Raw genomic sequence first — 15903 nt, 5'->3', positions numbered from 1 at the left:
AAACTGTACCCCTTCGTCACGCCTGTTCGTGCTGGTCGAGGGTGGACTGTCGCTCCGCCAGCGCAGCGATGCGGTCGTCGACGGCTGGATGCGACCCGGGTAGCACACGGTCGGTGACTGTTCGCCAGCGATGAGCGAGGCGTTCGGCCCGTCCCTCTGGCGGAGTTTGCTCGTCGGGTTCAATGGCGTGCGGGACCACACAGAGCTCCCGAACGCCGGTCTCGGCGGTTCGGATGTCTGTGTCCGGACGCTGACTGTCTGTCAGCGTCTCCAGCGCGCTGGCGAGTGCCGCCGGGGAGCCACAGATGGCGACACCGCCTGCGTCGGCGGCGTACTCCCGAATCCGCGAGAGGAACCGGTAACAGGCCGTGCTGGCGAGATACAGCGTTGCCGTGACGGGTATCGCGATGACAGCAAAGAGCAGCATCACGATTTGAATGTTCCCGCCAGCGAACCACGTCCCGTCTCGGTCGTCGCCGCCAAGGAACCAGTGACAAAGCCCCGAGTACTGCACTGTCTTCCCGAGCGTGCGAGTAAACAGCGCGCTGACGGTTGGAAGAAACGCGGCCGCAGTCATGACGAACGCGTCGCCGTTCTTGAGATGGGCCAGTTCGTGGGCGATGACGGCGTCGAGTTCCCGGTCGTCGAGTCGGTCCACGAGCGCCGTGGTCACGAACAGCGTCTGCTCGCCGGGCCGACTGGCGACGTAGCTGTTGGGCGTCTCTGAGCCGATAACTGTCACGGCCGGTGTCGCCATGTCCGCCGTCTGTGCCAGCCGAGCCACTCGCTCTCGGAGGCGGTCGGCGGTTTCGCTGTGCCGTATCTCCGCCCGCATTTCATCGACGGAATCGGGGTCGGATGCCTCCGATTCCGTTGCAGTTGTCCCGGAACTCCGGAGCGTCATCCGGTAGCCGTAGATGGACTGGACGGCGAGGACGAGCGGCGTCCCAACGAGAAGGACCGGCCACAGTGGGACGATATCGAATCCCATCGTCCAGAACAGCGTCCCGGTATCGTAGCCGACCAGCGGCAGGAGACCGAACGCGACGTGGCTGAGCACGTACGCGACGGCGACAGCGACGGCGTCGAAGGCAACGAGCACCACTACGAGCGCGATGAGACGCGCGCGGAGGGGCCACGTCGTGGATTGGAGGGCTGCCATGACCGATTATTCGGTGGAACGAACAAAAAGCGTACGGGGGCTCCGGCCCGACCTCAGGCCAGCGCGCTGCCGGCCCGGATAATTTCCCGCTCGCCGAACGCCGGTCCGACCAACTGGAGCCCGACGGGCAGGCCGTCGTCGGTTTCGCCGGCCGGGACGGAGATCGCCGGGAGATTCGCGAGGTTCACCGGGGTCGTGTTGGCGTCAGCCAGATACATCGTGAGCGGGTCGTCGAGGCTCTCGCCGCGCTCCATCGGCGGCACTGGCATCGTTGGGGAGGCGAGTACGTCGGCGTCGTCAAGTGCTTCGTCGAAGTCCTGCTTGACCCAGGCGCGGGCGTCCTGTGCCTTCTTGTAGTACTTGTCGTGGTAGCCCGCCGAGAGGGCGTACGTGCCGAGGAGCACTCGTCGCTTGACCTCCTCGCCGAAGCCCTCCTCGCGGGCGTTCGCGAAGGACTCGTTCCAGTTGCCGTCGTAGCCGCCCGATTGCCCATAGCGGACGCCGTCGAACCGCGCGAGGTTCGAGGACGCCTCGGACATGGCGATGACGTAGTACGCCTCAACAGCGTGTTCGACCGAGGGAAGGTCGACCTCGTGGTAGCTCGCACCCTGTGCTTCGAGGTCGTCCATGGCATCCCAGAACGTCTCGACGACTTCCTCGTCAGCCCCGTCAAGCAGTTCCGTCGGAACGCCGATAGAGAGCCCGTCGACGTCGCCGTCGGCGGCCGCTGCGTAGGAGCCGTCGCTCTCTGGCGCTTCCTGCGTCGTCGCGTCGTGTTCGTCGGGCCCGGCGATGACATCCAGCAGTTCCGCAGCGCCCTCAACAGACGGCGCGATGGGACCGATCTGTTCGAGGCTGTTAGCGTAGGCGATGAGGCCGTACCGGGAAACCAGCCCGTAGGTCGGCTTGATGCCGACGACGCCACAGAAGGCGGCCGGACAGCGGATGGAACCGCCAGTATCGCTTCCGAGTGCGAGGTCAGCGTCGCCAGCGGCGACGACAGCAGCCGACCCGCCGGAGGAGCCGCCCGGCACGCGGCCTTCAGCGGCGGGGTTCTCGACGGGGCCGAACGCCGACGTTTCGGTGGTCGTCCCCATCCCGAACTCGTCCATGTTCGTCTTGCCGGGGATGGTCGCGCCGGCGTCTTTCAGCCGTTCGACGACCGTCGCGTCGTACGGCGGGACGTAGTCGGAAAGCATCGCCGAGCCACAGGTCGTCCGGACACCTTTGGTGGAGATGTTGTCCTTGACCGCGACGGTCTTCTCCGCCAGCGGGCCGTCTTCCGCGCCCTCGATGGTCTCGTCGGTGACGTAGCCGTTGTACGCCGTCATCTACGACACCTTCGGCCCTTTGAACTGCCCTTCTTCGGTGTCGCTGGCGTTCTGGAGCGCCTCCTCTTGCGAGAGGCTCTCTCGTGTCTCGTCGGGGCGCATCACGTTCGAGAGTTCGGCCTCCCGTTCTGTTTCAGGGACGTCATCGAGCGCTTCGAACGCGTCGAGGATGTCGCCAAACTGCTCAGTGAACCGCTCGATCTCGTCGTCTGCGAGGTCGACACGGGCGAGGTCGGCGACGTGCCGGACCTCCTCGGGATCGACGGCGGGGTCGCTCATGTCGGGCCGGAGTGCTGGATGCGCGGTAAGCGTTTCGAAACACCGGGCAAATATGTATTACAGTTAACAATTATAGAAGCGAATACACAAGAATTGCCAACTCTTGTTTCACGTTCCGAAAATTGGACTTCTGAAACAGACAAAAGTTTTAAGTCGCCGTAGATACAATAATTGGTTACAACACGTTTTTCGGGTACGATACCCGGTTGTCCCACCCCCCAACAAATGACCGATACCAGCATCCGCCGATACTCGAACGAGCGCGAAACGGAGACAGAGCAGACGGACAAAGAGGAATCGGAGACGCTCGTCTGTCCGGAGTGTAACGGATCGTTGCTTTCCGACAGCGAGCGCGGTGAAACGGTGTGTGAAGACTGTGGGCTGGTCGTCGAGGAGGACGAGATCGACCCCGGTCCGGAGTGGCGCGCGTTCGATTCGAAGGAGAAAGACGAGAAATCTCGCGTCGGTGCGCCGACGACGAACATGATGCACGACAAGGGCCTGTCGACCAACATCGGCTGGCAGGACAAGGACGCCTACGGCAACTCCCTGTCCTCGCGCCAGCGCGAGAAGATGCAGCGACTGCGCACCTGGAACGAGCGGTTCCGCACCCGCGACTCCAAGGAGCGCAACCTCAAGCAGGCCCTCGGTGAGATCGACCGGATGGCCTCCGCGCTTGGACTGCCAGAGAACGTTCGCGAGACGGCTAGTGTCATCTATCGTCGCGCACTTGACGAGGACCTCCTGCCCGGCCGCTCTATCGAGGGTGTCTCGACGGCGTCGCTGTACGCCGCCGCACGGCAGGCCGGGACGCCGCGGTCGCTCGACGAGATTGCGGGCGTCTCCCGCGTCGAGAAAGACGAAATCGCCCGGACCTACCGCTACGTCGTCCGCGAACTCAGCCTCGAAATCCAGCCGGCCGACCCCGAGAGCTACGTCCCGCGGTTCGCGTCGGACCTCGACCTCTCCGAGGAGGTCGAGCGCCGCGCCCGCCAGCTCCTCCAGAACGCAAAGCAGGAGGGTGTCCACTCCGGAAAGTCGCCGGTCGGCCTCGCTGCGGCCGCGGTGTACGCCGCCTCGCTGCTCACCAACGAGAAGGTGACTCAGAGCGAGGTCAGCGAGGTCGCCAACATCTCCGAGGTCACCATCCGCAACCGCTACCACGAACTGCTGGAAGCGGAAGACAACATCCACCCCTGATCGGTATCGTAACCTAGACCACCGACAATACCGTTCCGTCGGTATGGAGACCACTCGGCATTTTGTCGCAACTGTCTACGTTGTTAGTGACGGCTCCGTCGCGCTCCACGAGCACAGTAAGCTCGACATGTGGCTGCCAGCGGGCGGCCACATCGACCGCGACGAACTGCCCCACGAGGCCGCGCTGCGCGAGACGCGCGAGGAACTGGGCCTCGATGTTGACCTCATCGCGCCACAGCAGGACATCGAGAGCGAGACCGTTCAGTCGATGCCCCAGCCACAGCATTTCCTGCTCGAGGACATCAACGTCAACGCAGAGGGCGACGTCGGCCACCAGCACATCGATTTCATCTTCTACGGCCGGGCAGAGAGCCGCGACATCACGCCGGGACCGGGCGAACAGCCGGCTGCTGACTGGGAATGGTTCTCCGTTGACGACTTACGGGACCGGAGCGAGGAACTCCCGGCAGATGTCGTCGAGGTTGGTCAGCAGGCAATCGAATCAGTTCGCGGGGCGTAGCCGCGACTCACTCGACGAGCGATTCGACGTACTGGGTGACGTGGTCGTCCATCCGCCGCTTGTAGCCGGCCTGCCGGGCCAGTCGGTCCAGTTCTCGGGCGGCCAGCGAGCCGTACTGTGCGGCCTTCTTGTCCCGGTCCGCGATCTCGTCCGGGAGCGACTCCCGGGCTGCCGCCCGGAGTGCGACCTTCCGCGTCTCGCCGTCGACGAGCAGGTCGCCGTCCAGTCGGAGCGCAGCGCTGACAACGCGGTCGTGTAACAGCGGCGTTACCGGCTCGACGCCGGCGGCCCGCAGGGCGAGCACGTCCCGCTCCAGTTGGTCGGGGAGCGAGGCGATGACCTCCCGCTGTGCCCCACGGACGGTGCCGGCCTCGACACGCGGGTCCTCGGGAGCCTTGGCGACTTTCGCGTAGCCGCCGAACAGCTCGTCGGCTCCCTGGCCGAGGGCAAGTCGGTCGAAACCGTCTGCGGCGACCCGCTCGGCGACGAGGTACAGCGGGAGCGCTATCTGTACGTCCATGGCGTTCGTGCGTGCGGTGGCGCGGGCGATTTCGGGGACGGCCCGCTCGATGGCTTCATGAGTCAGTTCGATAACGCGGACCTCGGTTCCCAGCAGGTCGGCAGCCGACCGCGCCGCCTCGACATCGTGGCTGTCCGGGAACCCGGCAACGTACAGCGGCGCGTCGAGCCGTGCCGCGAGCAGCGCAGAGTCCACGCCGCCGGAAAACGCGATTGCGAGAGAGTCAGTGTCGACGGCGTCGATGCTCGTCTCGACAGCGGTGCGGACCTGCTCGATTGCCGTTTCACGGGTATCGAACGGGTCCAACGACGGGAGCGACCACCGCTGTTGGGTCCCGCTCTCGTTTCGAATATGGCCGGCGGGGAACGACCGCGGGTCGGCCAGCGCCGTCGGGTCATGGCTCCACTGTTCGGGGTCGACTCGCTCCGCGTCAGAAACGGCACGCTCCACGAACAGCGGGTACCGCCCGAGAACGTCGCGGACGAGTGTTCCGTCCAGTTCGCCAGCGAACCCGCCAGTTCCAGAGAGCGCGTCACCGCTTTCGATGGCGTCGGCAACGGCATCTGTGTCGGCTCCCTGCATCACTGCAGTAACTCCGCGATACCGTTCTTGACGCGTCGCTTCGCCCCGCCGGCGGCCTGCCGGAAGCTAATCCGCCACGGCGTCCGCTTGCCCTCGACGGTCGTCTTACCCTCGTGGATGGCGTCGAGAATCGCGTCGGCCGTTCGTTCGTCCGTGCCGACGTTGGTGACCGCCTGCCCGACCATCTCCGCGATGTGGGCGTCGCTGCCGGCGGTCATCGGGAGCCCTTCTCGACGGGCGAACCGCTCGGCCTGCCGATTCGACCGTCCGGTCAACAGCCGCGAATTGTACACTTCGATAGCGTCGGCTGTCGCGAGTTCGACCTTCGAGATGTGTTCTAGCACGCCGTGGCGGGACTCCTGAAACGGATGCGGGACGACCGCGAGTCCGCCCTGGGCGCGGATGCGGTCGAGCGTCTCCTCGAACGGGAGATGAGGCGGGATGGCTTCCTGAATACCCAGGGCAAGGACGTGTCCGGCGGCACACGTGACCTCCATCCCGGGAATCCCGACGAGACCGTACTCCGGGGCGAGTTCGGCCGCCCGGAGGCTGGCGTCGATTTCGTCGTGGTCAGTCACGGCCAGCGCGTCCAGTCCGACGGCGCTGGCTTGCTCTAAGAGGAGCTCGACCGGGTCCCGGCCGTCGTACGACAGCGACGAATGCGCGTGTAGCTCAACCGACTGCACAGGTGTCGATAACGGGGGGCAGGGCAAAAACGCCCCGGTCCGCCCCAGTGCTCACAGAGAACAAACCGGCCGCCGTGTCCATGGCGGCCGAATGCCCGAAGGAACGCCCATCTGTCCCACGAGACTGAGCGTGTGTTTCCCGACGATACGACCGTCAATCGACGGTCGCATATGATAGTTACCAGCACGCAGAAATGAGTCATGCCCCTCAGCTTGGCGGGGTTTAAAATGGGGTGGGACGCTGGCGGCTCAGTCGGCCGAACTCCCGCCCGCCACCGAGTTCTCACCGGTGTCAAACGGCACCGGCCCGTGGACCTCAGTGTCTTCTAGATAACACTGCGGGTCCGGGGCGAACAGGTCGTCTTCGACGGTGAGCGCCCGGAGTCGGGACGCCCCGCGACAGACCCCGGCGTAGCGGCAGTCGGCACATTTCCCCGTGAGATGCTCTTCGCGGTTCCGAAGCGCCGAAAGCAGCGGGTTCGACTCGTCCTCCCAGATAGCGCCGAACGAGCGGTCCCGAACGTTCCCCAGCGAGTAGCCCTGCCAGAACTGCGTGAGGTGGACGTTACCCTGATAGTCCACGTCGGCGACCCGTTCGCCAGTCGGGTCCCCGCCGTTGACCTGCAGGTACTCGTACACCCGCTTTGCCTGCGCGTCGCTCATGTGCTCGCGAGCGTACTCGACGAGGTAGGCCGCGTCGGCGTAGTTCCCGACCAGTAGCGTCTCGATTTCCTCCCCGCGGTCGTGGTACTCGCGGGTCATATCACAGACTCGTTTCACCGCCTGCCGGCGGTCCTCGGGTGTGAGGTCGGCGTCGACAATCTCGGTCCCGCGGCCGCCGTAATCCAGATGGTAGAAGCAGAAGCGGTCCACGCCCACGTCGGTCAGCAGGTCGACGACGCCCTCAAGATCCGCGGCGTTTCGCTCGGTGATGGTGTACCGGAGGCCGGTCTTCAGTCCTGCGTCGAGGCAGTTCTCGATTCCCTGAACTGCGCCCTCGAACGCGCCGTCAACCCCGCGGAAGTCGTCGTTTCGCTCCGGCAGGCCGTCGACGGAGACGCCAGCGTATTTCAGCCCGGCATCCTTGAGCGACTTGGCGCGTTCCTCGGTGATGAGCGTCCCGTTGGTCGAAAGCACCGGTCGGACGCCGACCTCGTTCGCGTAGGCGACCAGTTCTTCGAGGTCCTGCCGGACGAGCGGCTCGCCGCCGGAGAACAGTACCACCGGCGCGCCGTAGTCAGCTAAGTCTTCGAGCAGTGCCTTCCCCTCGGCCGTCGAGAGTTCGCCGTCGGCAATTTCGGTGTCGGCGGCGGCGTAGCAGTGGTCGCAGTAGAGGTTGCACTGTTTGGTGACGTTCCAGACGACGACGGGCCGGCGCTGCTTTTCGTCCCTGATCTGGCGTTTGGTCGACTCGTTTGCCGCGTCGTACCGGAGACCGTCCCCCTCAGCGTCGAGGTCACAGAGCAGTTTCGAGACCGAGATCATCGGTTCTCACCCCGGAGCGTCTCCGATTCCATCTCGTCGACGCTCATAGTGGCGTCGTCCCCCGCTTTCCCCGTTCCGAGTGTCGCAGCATCCGTCTGGTAGCGGTGCGTCTCGTCGGCGGGACACAACCACAGTGTGACGGCCGTACGAGCGAACAGCGACGCGGCCTGCTCTCTGGCGATGTCGGCGGACGGCGCGCTGACACTGCCGACGTGAGTGAGCGGGTCGGCCGTGTCCTCGCGGACGAACACCTCCCACTCGCGACTTGTCGCGCCGCGCGGGGCGTCTACCTCGTGGTCGAACTCTTCCATATTCCCCTGTTAGACTCCCCAAGAAAAACGGGACTAGCGTGTTCTCAGCTACTGGGAACTACCCGAACGGTGGCGTTTCAGGACGATCGGAAACACTACTATCGCCATCCGACCGGGGTCTGCGAGCCGGCGTATGAGACTGGACTGTTACGATCAGGCCGCCACTCGCTCGGAGGGCTTGCGGCACGGAGTCTAGGTGTCGATATCCTGCCGGACGCGTGTCGCACTCTCATCCGCTCGCTCGACGGTCGGGTCGTCCAAGACCGGCCAGTACGACAGGTGGAAAGTCTCCCGTTTTGCGGACTCCGCCGCACTCCGATAGACGGCTTCGACGGCAGTGAGGTCCGCAAACGCGTTGGGGCAAACGAAAGCGTGACCTGCATCCGCGCGGTGTCGGTGGCTACAGGAGCTTGCACCTGCCGAACACGGACATCCCTGTCCGGAAGTAGACACACGTGGTTTCAGTAACCCAGCCCGTTATCAGCTCTTGGGAACACACGCGGTTATTATGGCCCCGAACATATTCACTCACTCGTGACCGAGATGGTCGTGTGACGTGTTGAGCGGAACGCAACTGAATACCTATGACTAACACAGACGATCTTGACAGACGTCGGTTTATCGCGAGTATCGGCACAGTGGTTGCAGGGGCATCTATCGCTGGGTGTGCCGCACTTGGGACAACCTCAAGTGGGGGTGAGCAGTCACCGAGCGCCGAAACCGAGGCGGATGCCAGTACGGAGACGGCCGCGCCAACGGAGACGGCGACCGCTGCGGAAACGGAGGCTGCGGCGTCTGGGAGCGGGGACGTCCCATCGTCAGTGTCATCGTATCTCAGCGACACGAGTAACTTCGACGGCAGCGTGACCGACGCAACCGATCAAGACTTCGTCACGGTGGATGTCGGCGCATCAGGGAACAACGGAAACTTCGCGTACGCTCCGGCCGCAATCGAAATATCGACCGGGACGACGGTGCAGTGGGAGTGGACCGGAAAGGGTGCCGCACACAACGTCGTGGCGGAAGACGAAACGTTCAATTCCGGGTCGTCAGCCAGCGGAACGGGCGTCAAGTTCGAGTACACCTTCGAGGAAACTGGCGTGTACAACTACTACTGCACGCCCCACAAGGCACTCGGGATGAAAGGCAGCGTCATCGTCCGATAACGCCATCTCAGCTGTCGGGCTGAACGACACGCCCGTTCGACGTTTTCTTGAACGCAGCATCCTACTGCCGGAGCGATGGTGCCCGTGCCTTGCGAACACTCGCTCCCAACTCAGGGCAGGAGCTAAATTCCGACGACTGCCGGCGCGGCCGGGACACGAACGCTCACTCAGCCGCTTTACAACGGACCAGTATGACCAAACACCGGGGCAACAGGGTCTCATGAAAAAGTGTCCTATGGACCGCTGGGAGGCCGGACGTTAGTATCAACGTCTGGGGCCATTGTGGCCCGGTCAGGCCGTTTAGTATCAATGTGACCGGTCAAACAGTCGCGCAAAGAGTGTCTGCTGGGCGTTTCGTAGATGATACGAGAACGTCGATTGGGTCAGCGACAGTGCGCCGGCGATCTCGGTTGCCGTACTTCGTCGCGGCGACTCGAAGTACCCACCATACATCGCGGCTCGCAGGACCTGTTGCTGGCGATCTGTGAGCTCGTCTTCGAAGATATCTCCCAGCACCCGACCAACTGCGTGTGCATTCGGCTCCGTTGCGGGAGTGTACTCACGCTTCGACTTGAGCGTCGTTTCGGGGAACGAGTCTTGCAAACGTGTTACCAGCGCTCCAATATCATTACCCAGTGGCACCTCACAGACAACTTCCGCGCGACCATCAGTTACCACATCCCTTGTGACGACTGCACCCGCTACAACGAGTGTCTGTGCTAGGGACTGCCGTTGCAGTCCGATTTCGATTTCTCCGCCGGGTGGATCCTCAGTGTGGCGGATCTTTCGTAACGGGGCATCCCAGTCCGCAGTCTCCGCGATATCACTGAGGGCATCCAACGACGCCCCCGCAACGGACGCATAGTGGACCAGCATTTCATCTGCCACCGGAACCGTATCGATGATCTCGATTGTACAGTTCAGTTGTTCAGAAGCGGCGATGAAGAACGATGCTGAGTCAGTACTCTCGAACGTGAGCACAGCCACTTTGTCGGCATGGAGAATGCGCTCCGTCGCTAGTGAGTACAGGACTTGCCCAACCCTGTCACCGAACGTCGTCAGGAGCGTCTGCTCGCGGCCACCGAACGACTCTCCACGATCCGTATATAACACGAGCAGCCCATAAACGCGGCTCCTGTGTTTGAGCGGAACGATAGCGCCGCCCTGAAACCCTTTGTCCAGTGTGTATGCCCGCCACTGCTCGAACTGTGTGTCAGTTTGGTTCCTCGTAACTACCTGTATGTCACCTGTTTCAACAGCGGCCTCTGCTGGAGTGAACTCTCTCTGGGATTGGATTGGTAGCGTTACTGAGTTGCTGGCAGCGACATCTTTCGACCGCTCCTGAAGATCCGATTTGGTTAGCGCTGTGCCCGGGATGTGCTCACTGATCCGTGCGTACTGGTATTCCCGCGTTTCCGTCAATAGCTCACAAAGAGCCTGTTTGATTTCTTCGGCTGTTGATGCATTGTTGAGAACCTCGTCTGCTGGCCGTAGCGTCTTGATAAGTTGCTCAAGGCGTTTGGGAACGGTGATGTCTTCCAGTGCAACGATGATTTGTTCAATCGATCCGTCCACGCGCTTGACTGGCGCAACGTTGCTCGATAGCCACCGTTCGGAGCCGTCCTGAAGTGTGATCCCGTGAGTGAACCCCTGGATCGTCTCGCCGGTGCGGCGGACACGGGTGACCGGATGGTCCTCGTCTGGGATTGGATTGCCCGCTTCGTCCCAGATGTCCCAGTCGGGGTCGTCGTACCCCTTTCTATCCACCTTGCGTCTGGACACGCCAAGCAACTCTTCAGCCCGAGAGTTTACACGAGTGATAGTACCCTCAGCGTCCAGAAGGACGATCCCAACAGGGGTCGTCTCCAGTACGCGGTCGATTTTGTGTTCGGCTATTTTCGCGTCAGTAATGTCCCTGAATACGATGATGGTGTGGCTTTCGCTCGGGTAAACCTGTGCCTCGACCCACTGATCTTGCTGGGAGTGGTACTGTTCGAAAAATTTCGGTGACTGTGTCTCAATTGCGGTCTGAATTATCTCCTCGGCGACAGTCTCTGCTGCCTCGGGGAAGCCATCCCAGATGTATTCACCGCGTAGTTCTTCCATGTCCTGGCCGAGAAGCTGTTCAGCCTGTTGGTCCAGATATGTGTACCGGTGACCGCTGTCGAGTACAACAACGCCATCCGACACACGCTTCAGGCTGTCTACCTCCCACCGTTCGATTTCAGACCTGATGAGAGATAAGACAGTCTTAATGAGCTCTCGCTCGCTCTCGCGCCACGCCTGCTGGCCCGTATCGGACCGCCGGTCTGTGCGGACGACCGTTATCGAGATATCCGTTCCAGTACGCGTACGCGCCGCTGTCGTCAGCGAGTCAGTAGTCGGCTGGAAGCCGTCGGTTTCAAACACGTCGTCTCCAACCCGGATTTTGACCGCTGTGTTCGACGGATACTGGAACCACTGTGGCAGTTCAGTAACGTACGTCCGGATACTGTCGTCAACGGCAGTGGAGAGGTTCGTAAAAAGATCAATGGCCCGCTTGAGTGCCTCGAACGCTTTTATCCGCTCCTGAAGCGTTCTCTGGTCCCAGTTATTATCTTTGTCGCCGCTGTGCTTGTCGGCCATCTCACATTTGAATTAGTCACCCAGGTATAAATAATACATCGGCTATCGGAGCCGTAGTAAAATTTCGAAATGCGCGCTGTGGCCTGTCTCAGGCCTTGTAGCGGATATTGCGTGTCATCGAACTTCGGCCACGTCGGAGCGGCGAACGCCTCCGTTCCCGCCTTCGCAGGTCAGACCCAGAGTCGGATGACACAGGCCTGTGTTATCAATATTGATACTCATACTACTATCTAGAGTTAAAGATTATTATGAATGTCAATCGACATCGGCGTATGTTAGAAAATATTACACTCGACCGGTTTGACCTGCGGCCGAAACTCATCTTGGCGTTCGTGACTGTGGCGCTGTTAGTCGGCGTTACCGGGGCAGTAGGGTATCAGGCGGTCGGTGTTGTCGATGCTGAGGCCCACGTCATCTCTGCGGATGCTGATGACATCGATGCGTCCATGGAGATGTTGGTGGCTGTTGAGGAACAACAAATCGCGGTCCAGGCGGCTATGCTCGGTGAGGACGGTGCAAGAGCTGATTTTGAGAAAGCCAACTCGAACTTCGAGAAGTGGGCACAACAGATGGATGACAGTGAGCTGAGCGAGCAAGAACAGCAGGCTCTGACTGACCTGCAATCCAGAAATCAGGAGTACACGGCCATCGCCCAGGAGGTGTTTGATGCCAGAGAAGCCGGCGAAACAGAACTTGCTATGCAAAAAATGGCAGAACTGGACCCGCTGTTAACAGCTATGCGGGACGACGCGCATACCCTTGAAGAACTCGCCTTCGAAAATAAAGAGGCGGCAGTCGCATCGGCAGATAGCACTGCGGCGACAGTCCAGTGGTTACTTATCGGACTGACTATCGGGGCGTTCGCCCTTGCAATCGCTATCGGGCTCTTCGTCGCCGGACGGATCATTCCGCCGATCACTCAGTTGGCGGAGACCGCACAGGCTGTCAGTAACGGCACCCTTGACAACGACCTTGACGATCACGTCGAAGACGACGAACTCAGTCGGATGATCGACGCGTTCACCGAGATGCAGGCAAATCTCCAGGGTGTTTTCTCGCAGATTGGAACCGCAAGTAGCGGCCTACGACAGGGCGACCTGGGGTGGGAGTTCGAATCTAGCTATCCCGGGCGGTACGGCGAGACTGTCGCTGATCTCGAAGCGGGCGCCGACGAGCTAGCAGAGAGCTTTAACGAGATCCTGAGTGTGAGCGACGCCCTCCAGCGGGGGGTGCTTGATGGCGATGTTGATACGGATCGACCCGGGCAGTACGGTGAAGTGCTCACTGACTTAGCGACCGGGACGACCCAGTTGTCAGAGAGTTTCACGCAGATATCGGCTGCGAGCGAGGGTCTGAAAAGGGGGCGACTCAACCAGACTATCGACACGGACTATCCGGGACTATTCGGGGCCGCATTGGGTGATCTTGCGGATGGAATCGGGCAGTTGAACACGAGCGTCGGACGTGTGCAATGCATCGCAGACGACGTTGCGACCTCCAGTGAGGAAGTGGCGAGCAGCTCCGAAGAAATCAAGCAGGCCAGCGAACAGGTCGCGACGTCTGTCGAAGAGATCTCTGGTGGTGCGGATACCCAGAGCGAGAATCTTCAGGAGGTGGCCGACGAGATGAACGATATGTCCGCGACGGTTGAGGAAATCGCGTCCTCGTCCGAAGAGGTGGCTGCGACTGCCAACACAGCCGTCGAACGCGGTGAAACTGGTCGGGAGCACGCGGCGGCGGCGACCGAAGAGATCCAGTCGATAGAGTCCCAGGCCGACGAGGCCGTTACACAGGTCGAAACGCTCGACAGGAAAATGGACCAGATCGGCGAAGTAGTCGAGCTGATAACCGATATCGCCGAACAGACGAACATGCTGGCGCTGAACGCATCGATCGAGTCCGCCCGTGCCGGCGAAGCGGGCGAAGGCTTTGGCGTTGTTGCAAGCGAAATCAAGTCTCTAGCAGGGGAAGCCGCTGAGGCGACTGCCGAGATCGAACGGCGTATTGAAGAAGTGCAAGCGACGACGACGGATACCGTCGATGGAATGCAACAGATGAGCGACCGCGTCGAACGCGGGTCTAACACGATCGGGGACGCCATCAAGATGTTCGACGAGATCGCCAACGCCGTTCAGGAGGCCGAAAGCGGCATCCAAGAGATCAGCGCTGCCACCGACGACCAAGCGGCCTCTTCCGAAGAGGTCGTCTCGATGGTCGATGAAGTTTCCAGTGTCAGTCAGCAGACCGCGGCCGAGGCGAGCAACGTATCGGCCGCGACCGAAGAACAGACAGCGTCTCTGTCAGAGACCGCTGATACCGTCCAGCAAATGTCCGCGCTCGCTGACGAACTGCACGACCAAGTGTCGAATTTCAACACCGGCACAGGGGCCGGAACGCCGCCCGAGGCGACAACTGAGTCAGTGGCCGCAACCGATGGTGGGCACCACCCGTCTGCTACTGAGGGTCGGTCGTCGGGTCACGATACATAAGCTGCGTACATGGTAGCACACCAAATCTTCGAACCCACACTCGGAGAAACGGGACCGTACCGATATTGAATGTCACCGAAACCCTCAGCTGTTTGAGACACTGGGTTTCTCGTCTTCTCTGGATACTGGTTTTGATATAGCGCTATCTTGTTTACTACCGGCACTGTCCTCTGCTCCTCGACAGGAACGTAGTTCCACTTGTGGACTGGATGCCGACTAAAAGCCGCTCCGACGCGAATCGACACGCGGGGTCGCCGTCTTACGCTTCGTAGCCGGCGTAGTCCATCAGCTGTTTGAAGATGTCAGTGTCCATCGCCTCTTTGTAGACGACACCGGTGATCATCCCACCGGGGTACGCGGTCCCGTTCATCGCGTGGCTGACCTTGTGACAGTGCGCGAGGTAGATGCCGGGGTCGGCGTCGGCTTCGAACTCGATCGTGTGCCGTCCGGCGGGCGGGATACTGGTGATGTCCTGGTCGTGGCGGGCAGCTTCCGGAATCTTCCCGCCGTCCTTGTGGGTCACCTGGAAGCGGTGGTTGTGGATGTGCATCGGGTGGTCCATGTACCCGTTGTTACACATGTGGATACGCACCGTGTCGCCCTGCTCGACGATGATCGGCGAGCCGTCCTCGGGGTGCAGCGTCCGGGGTGCCGACTTGCCGTTGACGGTGAACGTATCGGGGCGGCGGTTGCGAACGTCGTAGTTGGCGTCCATGCCAGCCATCTGCTGGTTCAGCCGGGAGTCCCACTCCTTCAGCGTCATGAAGTACTCCTTGTCGGCCGGTTCGTACCCCTTCGGGTCGACGCGGAAGATACCATACATCCCCATGTCGATGTGACGATGGGTCTGGTAGTGGCAGTGGTAGAGATGCGTGCCCGTCACATTCGCGGGGATCGTGTAGGTGTGCTTCTCGCCGGGGTCGATGCGGATGCCCGTCGTCGTCGGGACACCGTCGTCTTCCCACTGCTTCTGGACGGCGTGGAAGTGGACCGTGTGCGGGCGCATGCCGTCCGTGTTGTCGAAGGTGACCTCCATGTCCTCGCCCTCCGTCGTCCGGAGAATCGGACCGGGGACGCTCGGTTCGCCGTCGTCGGCTTTGAACGCCCACACCTTCGGGAGTTCGACGGGGCCGCCCATCGATTTGCCGGGATGGGCCTCGTGTTTGGCGGGAACGGAGGACAGCGTCACTTCGCCACCCTGCTCGTCGACGTTGACGATTTCCGGGGGAGACGTGGTCGGGAGGTCCCCGTCAGATTGTGCTGGGGTCGTACTGGCGTCGACTGACTCTTCGGTTGGAACCTCACCCGGGGCGGTACAGCCCGCAAGCGCGACCGTGCCACCGAGGCCGGAGGCTTTCACGAAGTCACGACGGGAGATGCCCGATCCGGGTGCGCCGATCTGGTCTTCCATAAGCAACTGGGGGTAAGACACCACAGTATAAACCCCCAAAGCCAGTTCTCAGGCCGGCAGAACCGTTCTCAGTTACTGGGAACCAGGGCACGGTTACAGATAAGTCCCCCATATATTGCGTGCTGTGTGGCGGAAA

14 protein-coding genes are annotated in these 15903 nt (G+C 61.7%); 4 read left to right on the top strand and 10 right to left on the bottom strand.

Going from position 1 to position 15903, the window contains the following annotated elements:
- Nucleotides 1-16 precede the first annotated feature (16 nt).
- The 3 genes from AV059_RS13520 to gatC are packed head-to-tail and all read right to left on the bottom strand — an operon-like array spanning nucleotide 17 to nucleotide 2772.
- Nucleotides 17-1162 carry a M48 family metallopeptidase gene (locus tag AV059_RS13520; protein WP_058995177.1) on the bottom strand — a complete coding sequence of 382 codons (1146 nt, stop codon included), beginning with the start codon at nucleotides 1160-1162 and terminating at the stop codon, nucleotides 17-19.
- A gap of 53 nt (nucleotides 1163-1215) precedes the next feature.
- Nucleotides 1216-2493 carry an Asp-tRNA(Asn)/Glu-tRNA(Gln) amidotransferase subunit GatA gene (gene gatA / locus AV059_RS13515; protein ID WP_058995174.1) on the bottom strand — a complete coding sequence of 426 codons (1278 nt, stop codon included), beginning with the start codon at nucleotides 2491-2493 and terminating at the stop codon, nucleotides 1216-1218.
- Entirely contained in the window at nucleotides 2494-2772 is a 279-nt protein-coding gene (gene gatC, locus AV059_RS13510) for an Asp-tRNA(Asn)/Glu-tRNA(Gln) amidotransferase subunit GatC (protein WP_058995173.1), read from the bottom strand. It lies immediately after the preceding gene.
- Between the two features lie 225 nt (nucleotides 2773-2997).
- On the opposite strand from gatC, the gene AV059_RS13505 reads away from it, so the two are divergent.
- Nucleotides 2998-3972 (top strand): transcription initiation factor IIB family protein, encoded by a 975-nt coding sequence (locus tag AV059_RS13505; RefSeq protein ID WP_058995170.1) that lies wholly within the window; start codon nucleotides 2998-3000, stop codon nucleotides 3970-3972.
- Nucleotides 3973-4015: 43 nt separating this feature from the next.
- Nucleotides 4016-4492, top strand: a complete 477-nt coding sequence (locus AV059_RS13500) for an NUDIX hydrolase (RefSeq protein WP_058995168.1) — start codon at nucleotides 4016-4018, stop codon at nucleotides 4490-4492.
- Between the two features lie 7 nt (nucleotides 4493-4499).
- Here the strand turns inward: AV059_RS13500 and AV059_RS13495 are convergent, their stop codons facing one another.
- The 5 genes from AV059_RS13495 to AV059_RS21630 form a co-directional block, all read right to left on the bottom strand.
- A complete protein-coding gene (locus AV059_RS13495) occupies nucleotides 4500-5594 on the bottom strand; it encodes an asparagine synthase C-terminal domain-containing protein (protein ID WP_058995165.1) in 1095 nt (364 codons plus the stop codon).
- Nucleotides 5594-6280: a PHP domain-containing protein gene (locus AV059_RS13490; RefSeq protein WP_058995163.1), complete on the bottom strand. Its 687-nt coding sequence runs from the start codon at nucleotides 6278-6280 to the stop codon at nucleotides 5594-5596. The genes AV059_RS13495 and AV059_RS13490 overlap by 1 nt, the downstream gene beginning before the upstream one ends.
- Before the next feature lie 249 nt (nucleotides 6281-6529).
- The gene (locus tag AV059_RS13485; RefSeq protein ID WP_058995161.1) at nucleotides 6530-7765 is read right to left on the bottom strand and encodes a TIGR04347 family pseudo-SAM/SPASM protein; all 1236 of its coding nucleotides are present in this window, start codon (nucleotides 7763-7765) and stop codon (nucleotides 6530-6532) included.
- The gene (locus tag AV059_RS13480) at nucleotides 7762-8076 is read right to left on the bottom strand and encodes an Htur_1727 family rSAM-partnered candidate RiPP (RefSeq protein ID WP_058995159.1); all 315 of its coding nucleotides are present in this window, start codon (nucleotides 8074-8076) and stop codon (nucleotides 7762-7764) included. The genes AV059_RS13485 and AV059_RS13480 overlap by 4 nt, the downstream gene beginning before the upstream one ends.
- A 192-nt stretch (nucleotides 8077-8268) precedes the next feature.
- Nucleotides 8269-8529 carry a hypothetical protein gene (locus AV059_RS21630; RefSeq protein WP_228841809.1) on the bottom strand — a complete coding sequence of 87 codons (261 nt, stop codon included), beginning with the start codon at nucleotides 8527-8529 and terminating at the stop codon, nucleotides 8269-8271.
- 131 nt (nucleotides 8530-8660) lie between these two features.
- Between AV059_RS21630 and AV059_RS13475 the strand changes: the two genes are divergently transcribed.
- Nucleotides 8661-9242, top strand: coding sequence for a halocyanin domain-containing protein (locus AV059_RS13475; RefSeq protein WP_058995157.1), 582 nt, complete (start codon nucleotides 8661-8663; stop codon nucleotides 9240-9242).
- A gap of 306 nt (nucleotides 9243-9548) precedes the next feature.
- Here AV059_RS13475 and AV059_RS13470 read toward each other — a convergent pair whose 3' ends face one another.
- Nucleotides 9549-11867 carry a bacterio-opsin activator domain-containing protein gene (locus AV059_RS13470; RefSeq protein ID WP_058995155.1) on the bottom strand — a complete coding sequence of 773 codons (2319 nt, stop codon included), beginning with the start codon at nucleotides 11865-11867 and terminating at the stop codon, nucleotides 9549-9551.
- A 272-nt stretch (nucleotides 11868-12139) separates the two neighbouring features.
- Between AV059_RS13470 and AV059_RS13465 the strand changes: the two genes are divergently transcribed.
- Entirely contained in the window at nucleotides 12140-14356 is a 2217-nt protein-coding gene (locus AV059_RS13465) for a methyl-accepting chemotaxis protein (protein WP_058995153.1), read from the top strand.
- A 259-nt stretch (nucleotides 14357-14615) separates the two neighbouring features.
- Here the strand turns inward: AV059_RS13465 and AV059_RS13460 are convergent, their stop codons facing one another.
- Nucleotides 14616-15767 carry a multicopper oxidase domain-containing protein gene (locus AV059_RS13460; RefSeq protein ID WP_058995150.1) on the bottom strand — a complete coding sequence of 384 codons (1152 nt, stop codon included), beginning with the start codon at nucleotides 15765-15767 and terminating at the stop codon, nucleotides 14616-14618.
- Nucleotides 15768-15903: the final 136 nt, after the last annotated feature.

It is taken from the genome of Haloarcula sp. CBA1127 (assembly GCF_001485575.1).
Classification (GTDB): Archaea; Halobacteriota; Halobacteria; order Halobacteriales; family Haloarculaceae; genus Haloarcula.
Note: the sequence above shows the minus strand (reverse complement) of the source record. Positions and strands in the feature narration are given on the sequence as shown.

Bases quoted from the DNA above. Each gene is read 5' to 3' on its own strand.
- AV059_RS13520 (WP_058995177.1), bottom strand. From the start codon at position 1,162: ATGGCAGCCCTCCAATCCACGACGTGGCCCCTCCGCGCGCGTCTCATC.
- gatA (WP_058995174.1), bottom strand. From the start codon at position 2,493: ATGACGGCGTACAACGGCTACGTCACCGACGAGACCATCGAGGGCGCG.
- gatC (WP_058995173.1), bottom strand. From the start codon at position 2,772: ATGAGCGACCCCGCCGTCGATCCCGAGGAGGTCCGGCACGTCGCCGAC.
- AV059_RS13505 (WP_058995170.1), top strand. From the start codon at position 2,998: ATGACCGATACCAGCATCCGCCGATACTCGAACGAGCGCGAAACGGAG.
- AV059_RS13500 (WP_058995168.1), top strand. From the start codon at position 4,016: ATGGAGACCACTCGGCATTTTGTCGCAACTGTCTACGTTGTTAGTGAC.
- AV059_RS13495 (WP_058995165.1), bottom strand. From the start codon at position 5,594: ATGCAGGGAGCCGACACAGATGCCGTTGCCGACGCCATCGAAAGCGGT.
- AV059_RS13485 (WP_058995161.1), bottom strand. From the start codon at position 7,765: ATGATCTCGGTCTCGAAACTGCTCTGTGACCTCGACGCTGAGGGGGAC.
- AV059_RS13480 (WP_058995159.1), bottom strand. From the start codon at position 8,076: ATGGAAGAGTTCGACCACGAGGTAGACGCCCCGCGCGGCGCGACAAGT.
- AV059_RS13475 (WP_058995157.1), top strand. From the start codon at position 8,661: ATGACTAACACAGACGATCTTGACAGACGTCGGTTTATCGCGAGTATC.
- AV059_RS13470 (WP_058995155.1), bottom strand. From the start codon at position 11,867: ATGGCCGACAAGCACAGCGGCGACAAAGATAATAACTGGGACCAGAGA.
- AV059_RS13465 (WP_058995153.1), top strand. From the start codon at position 12,140: ATGTTAGAAAATATTACACTCGACCGGTTTGACCTGCGGCCGAAACTC.
- AV059_RS13460 (WP_058995150.1), bottom strand. From the start codon at position 15,767: ATGGAAGACCAGATCGGCGCACCCGGATCGGGCATCTCCCGTCGTGAC.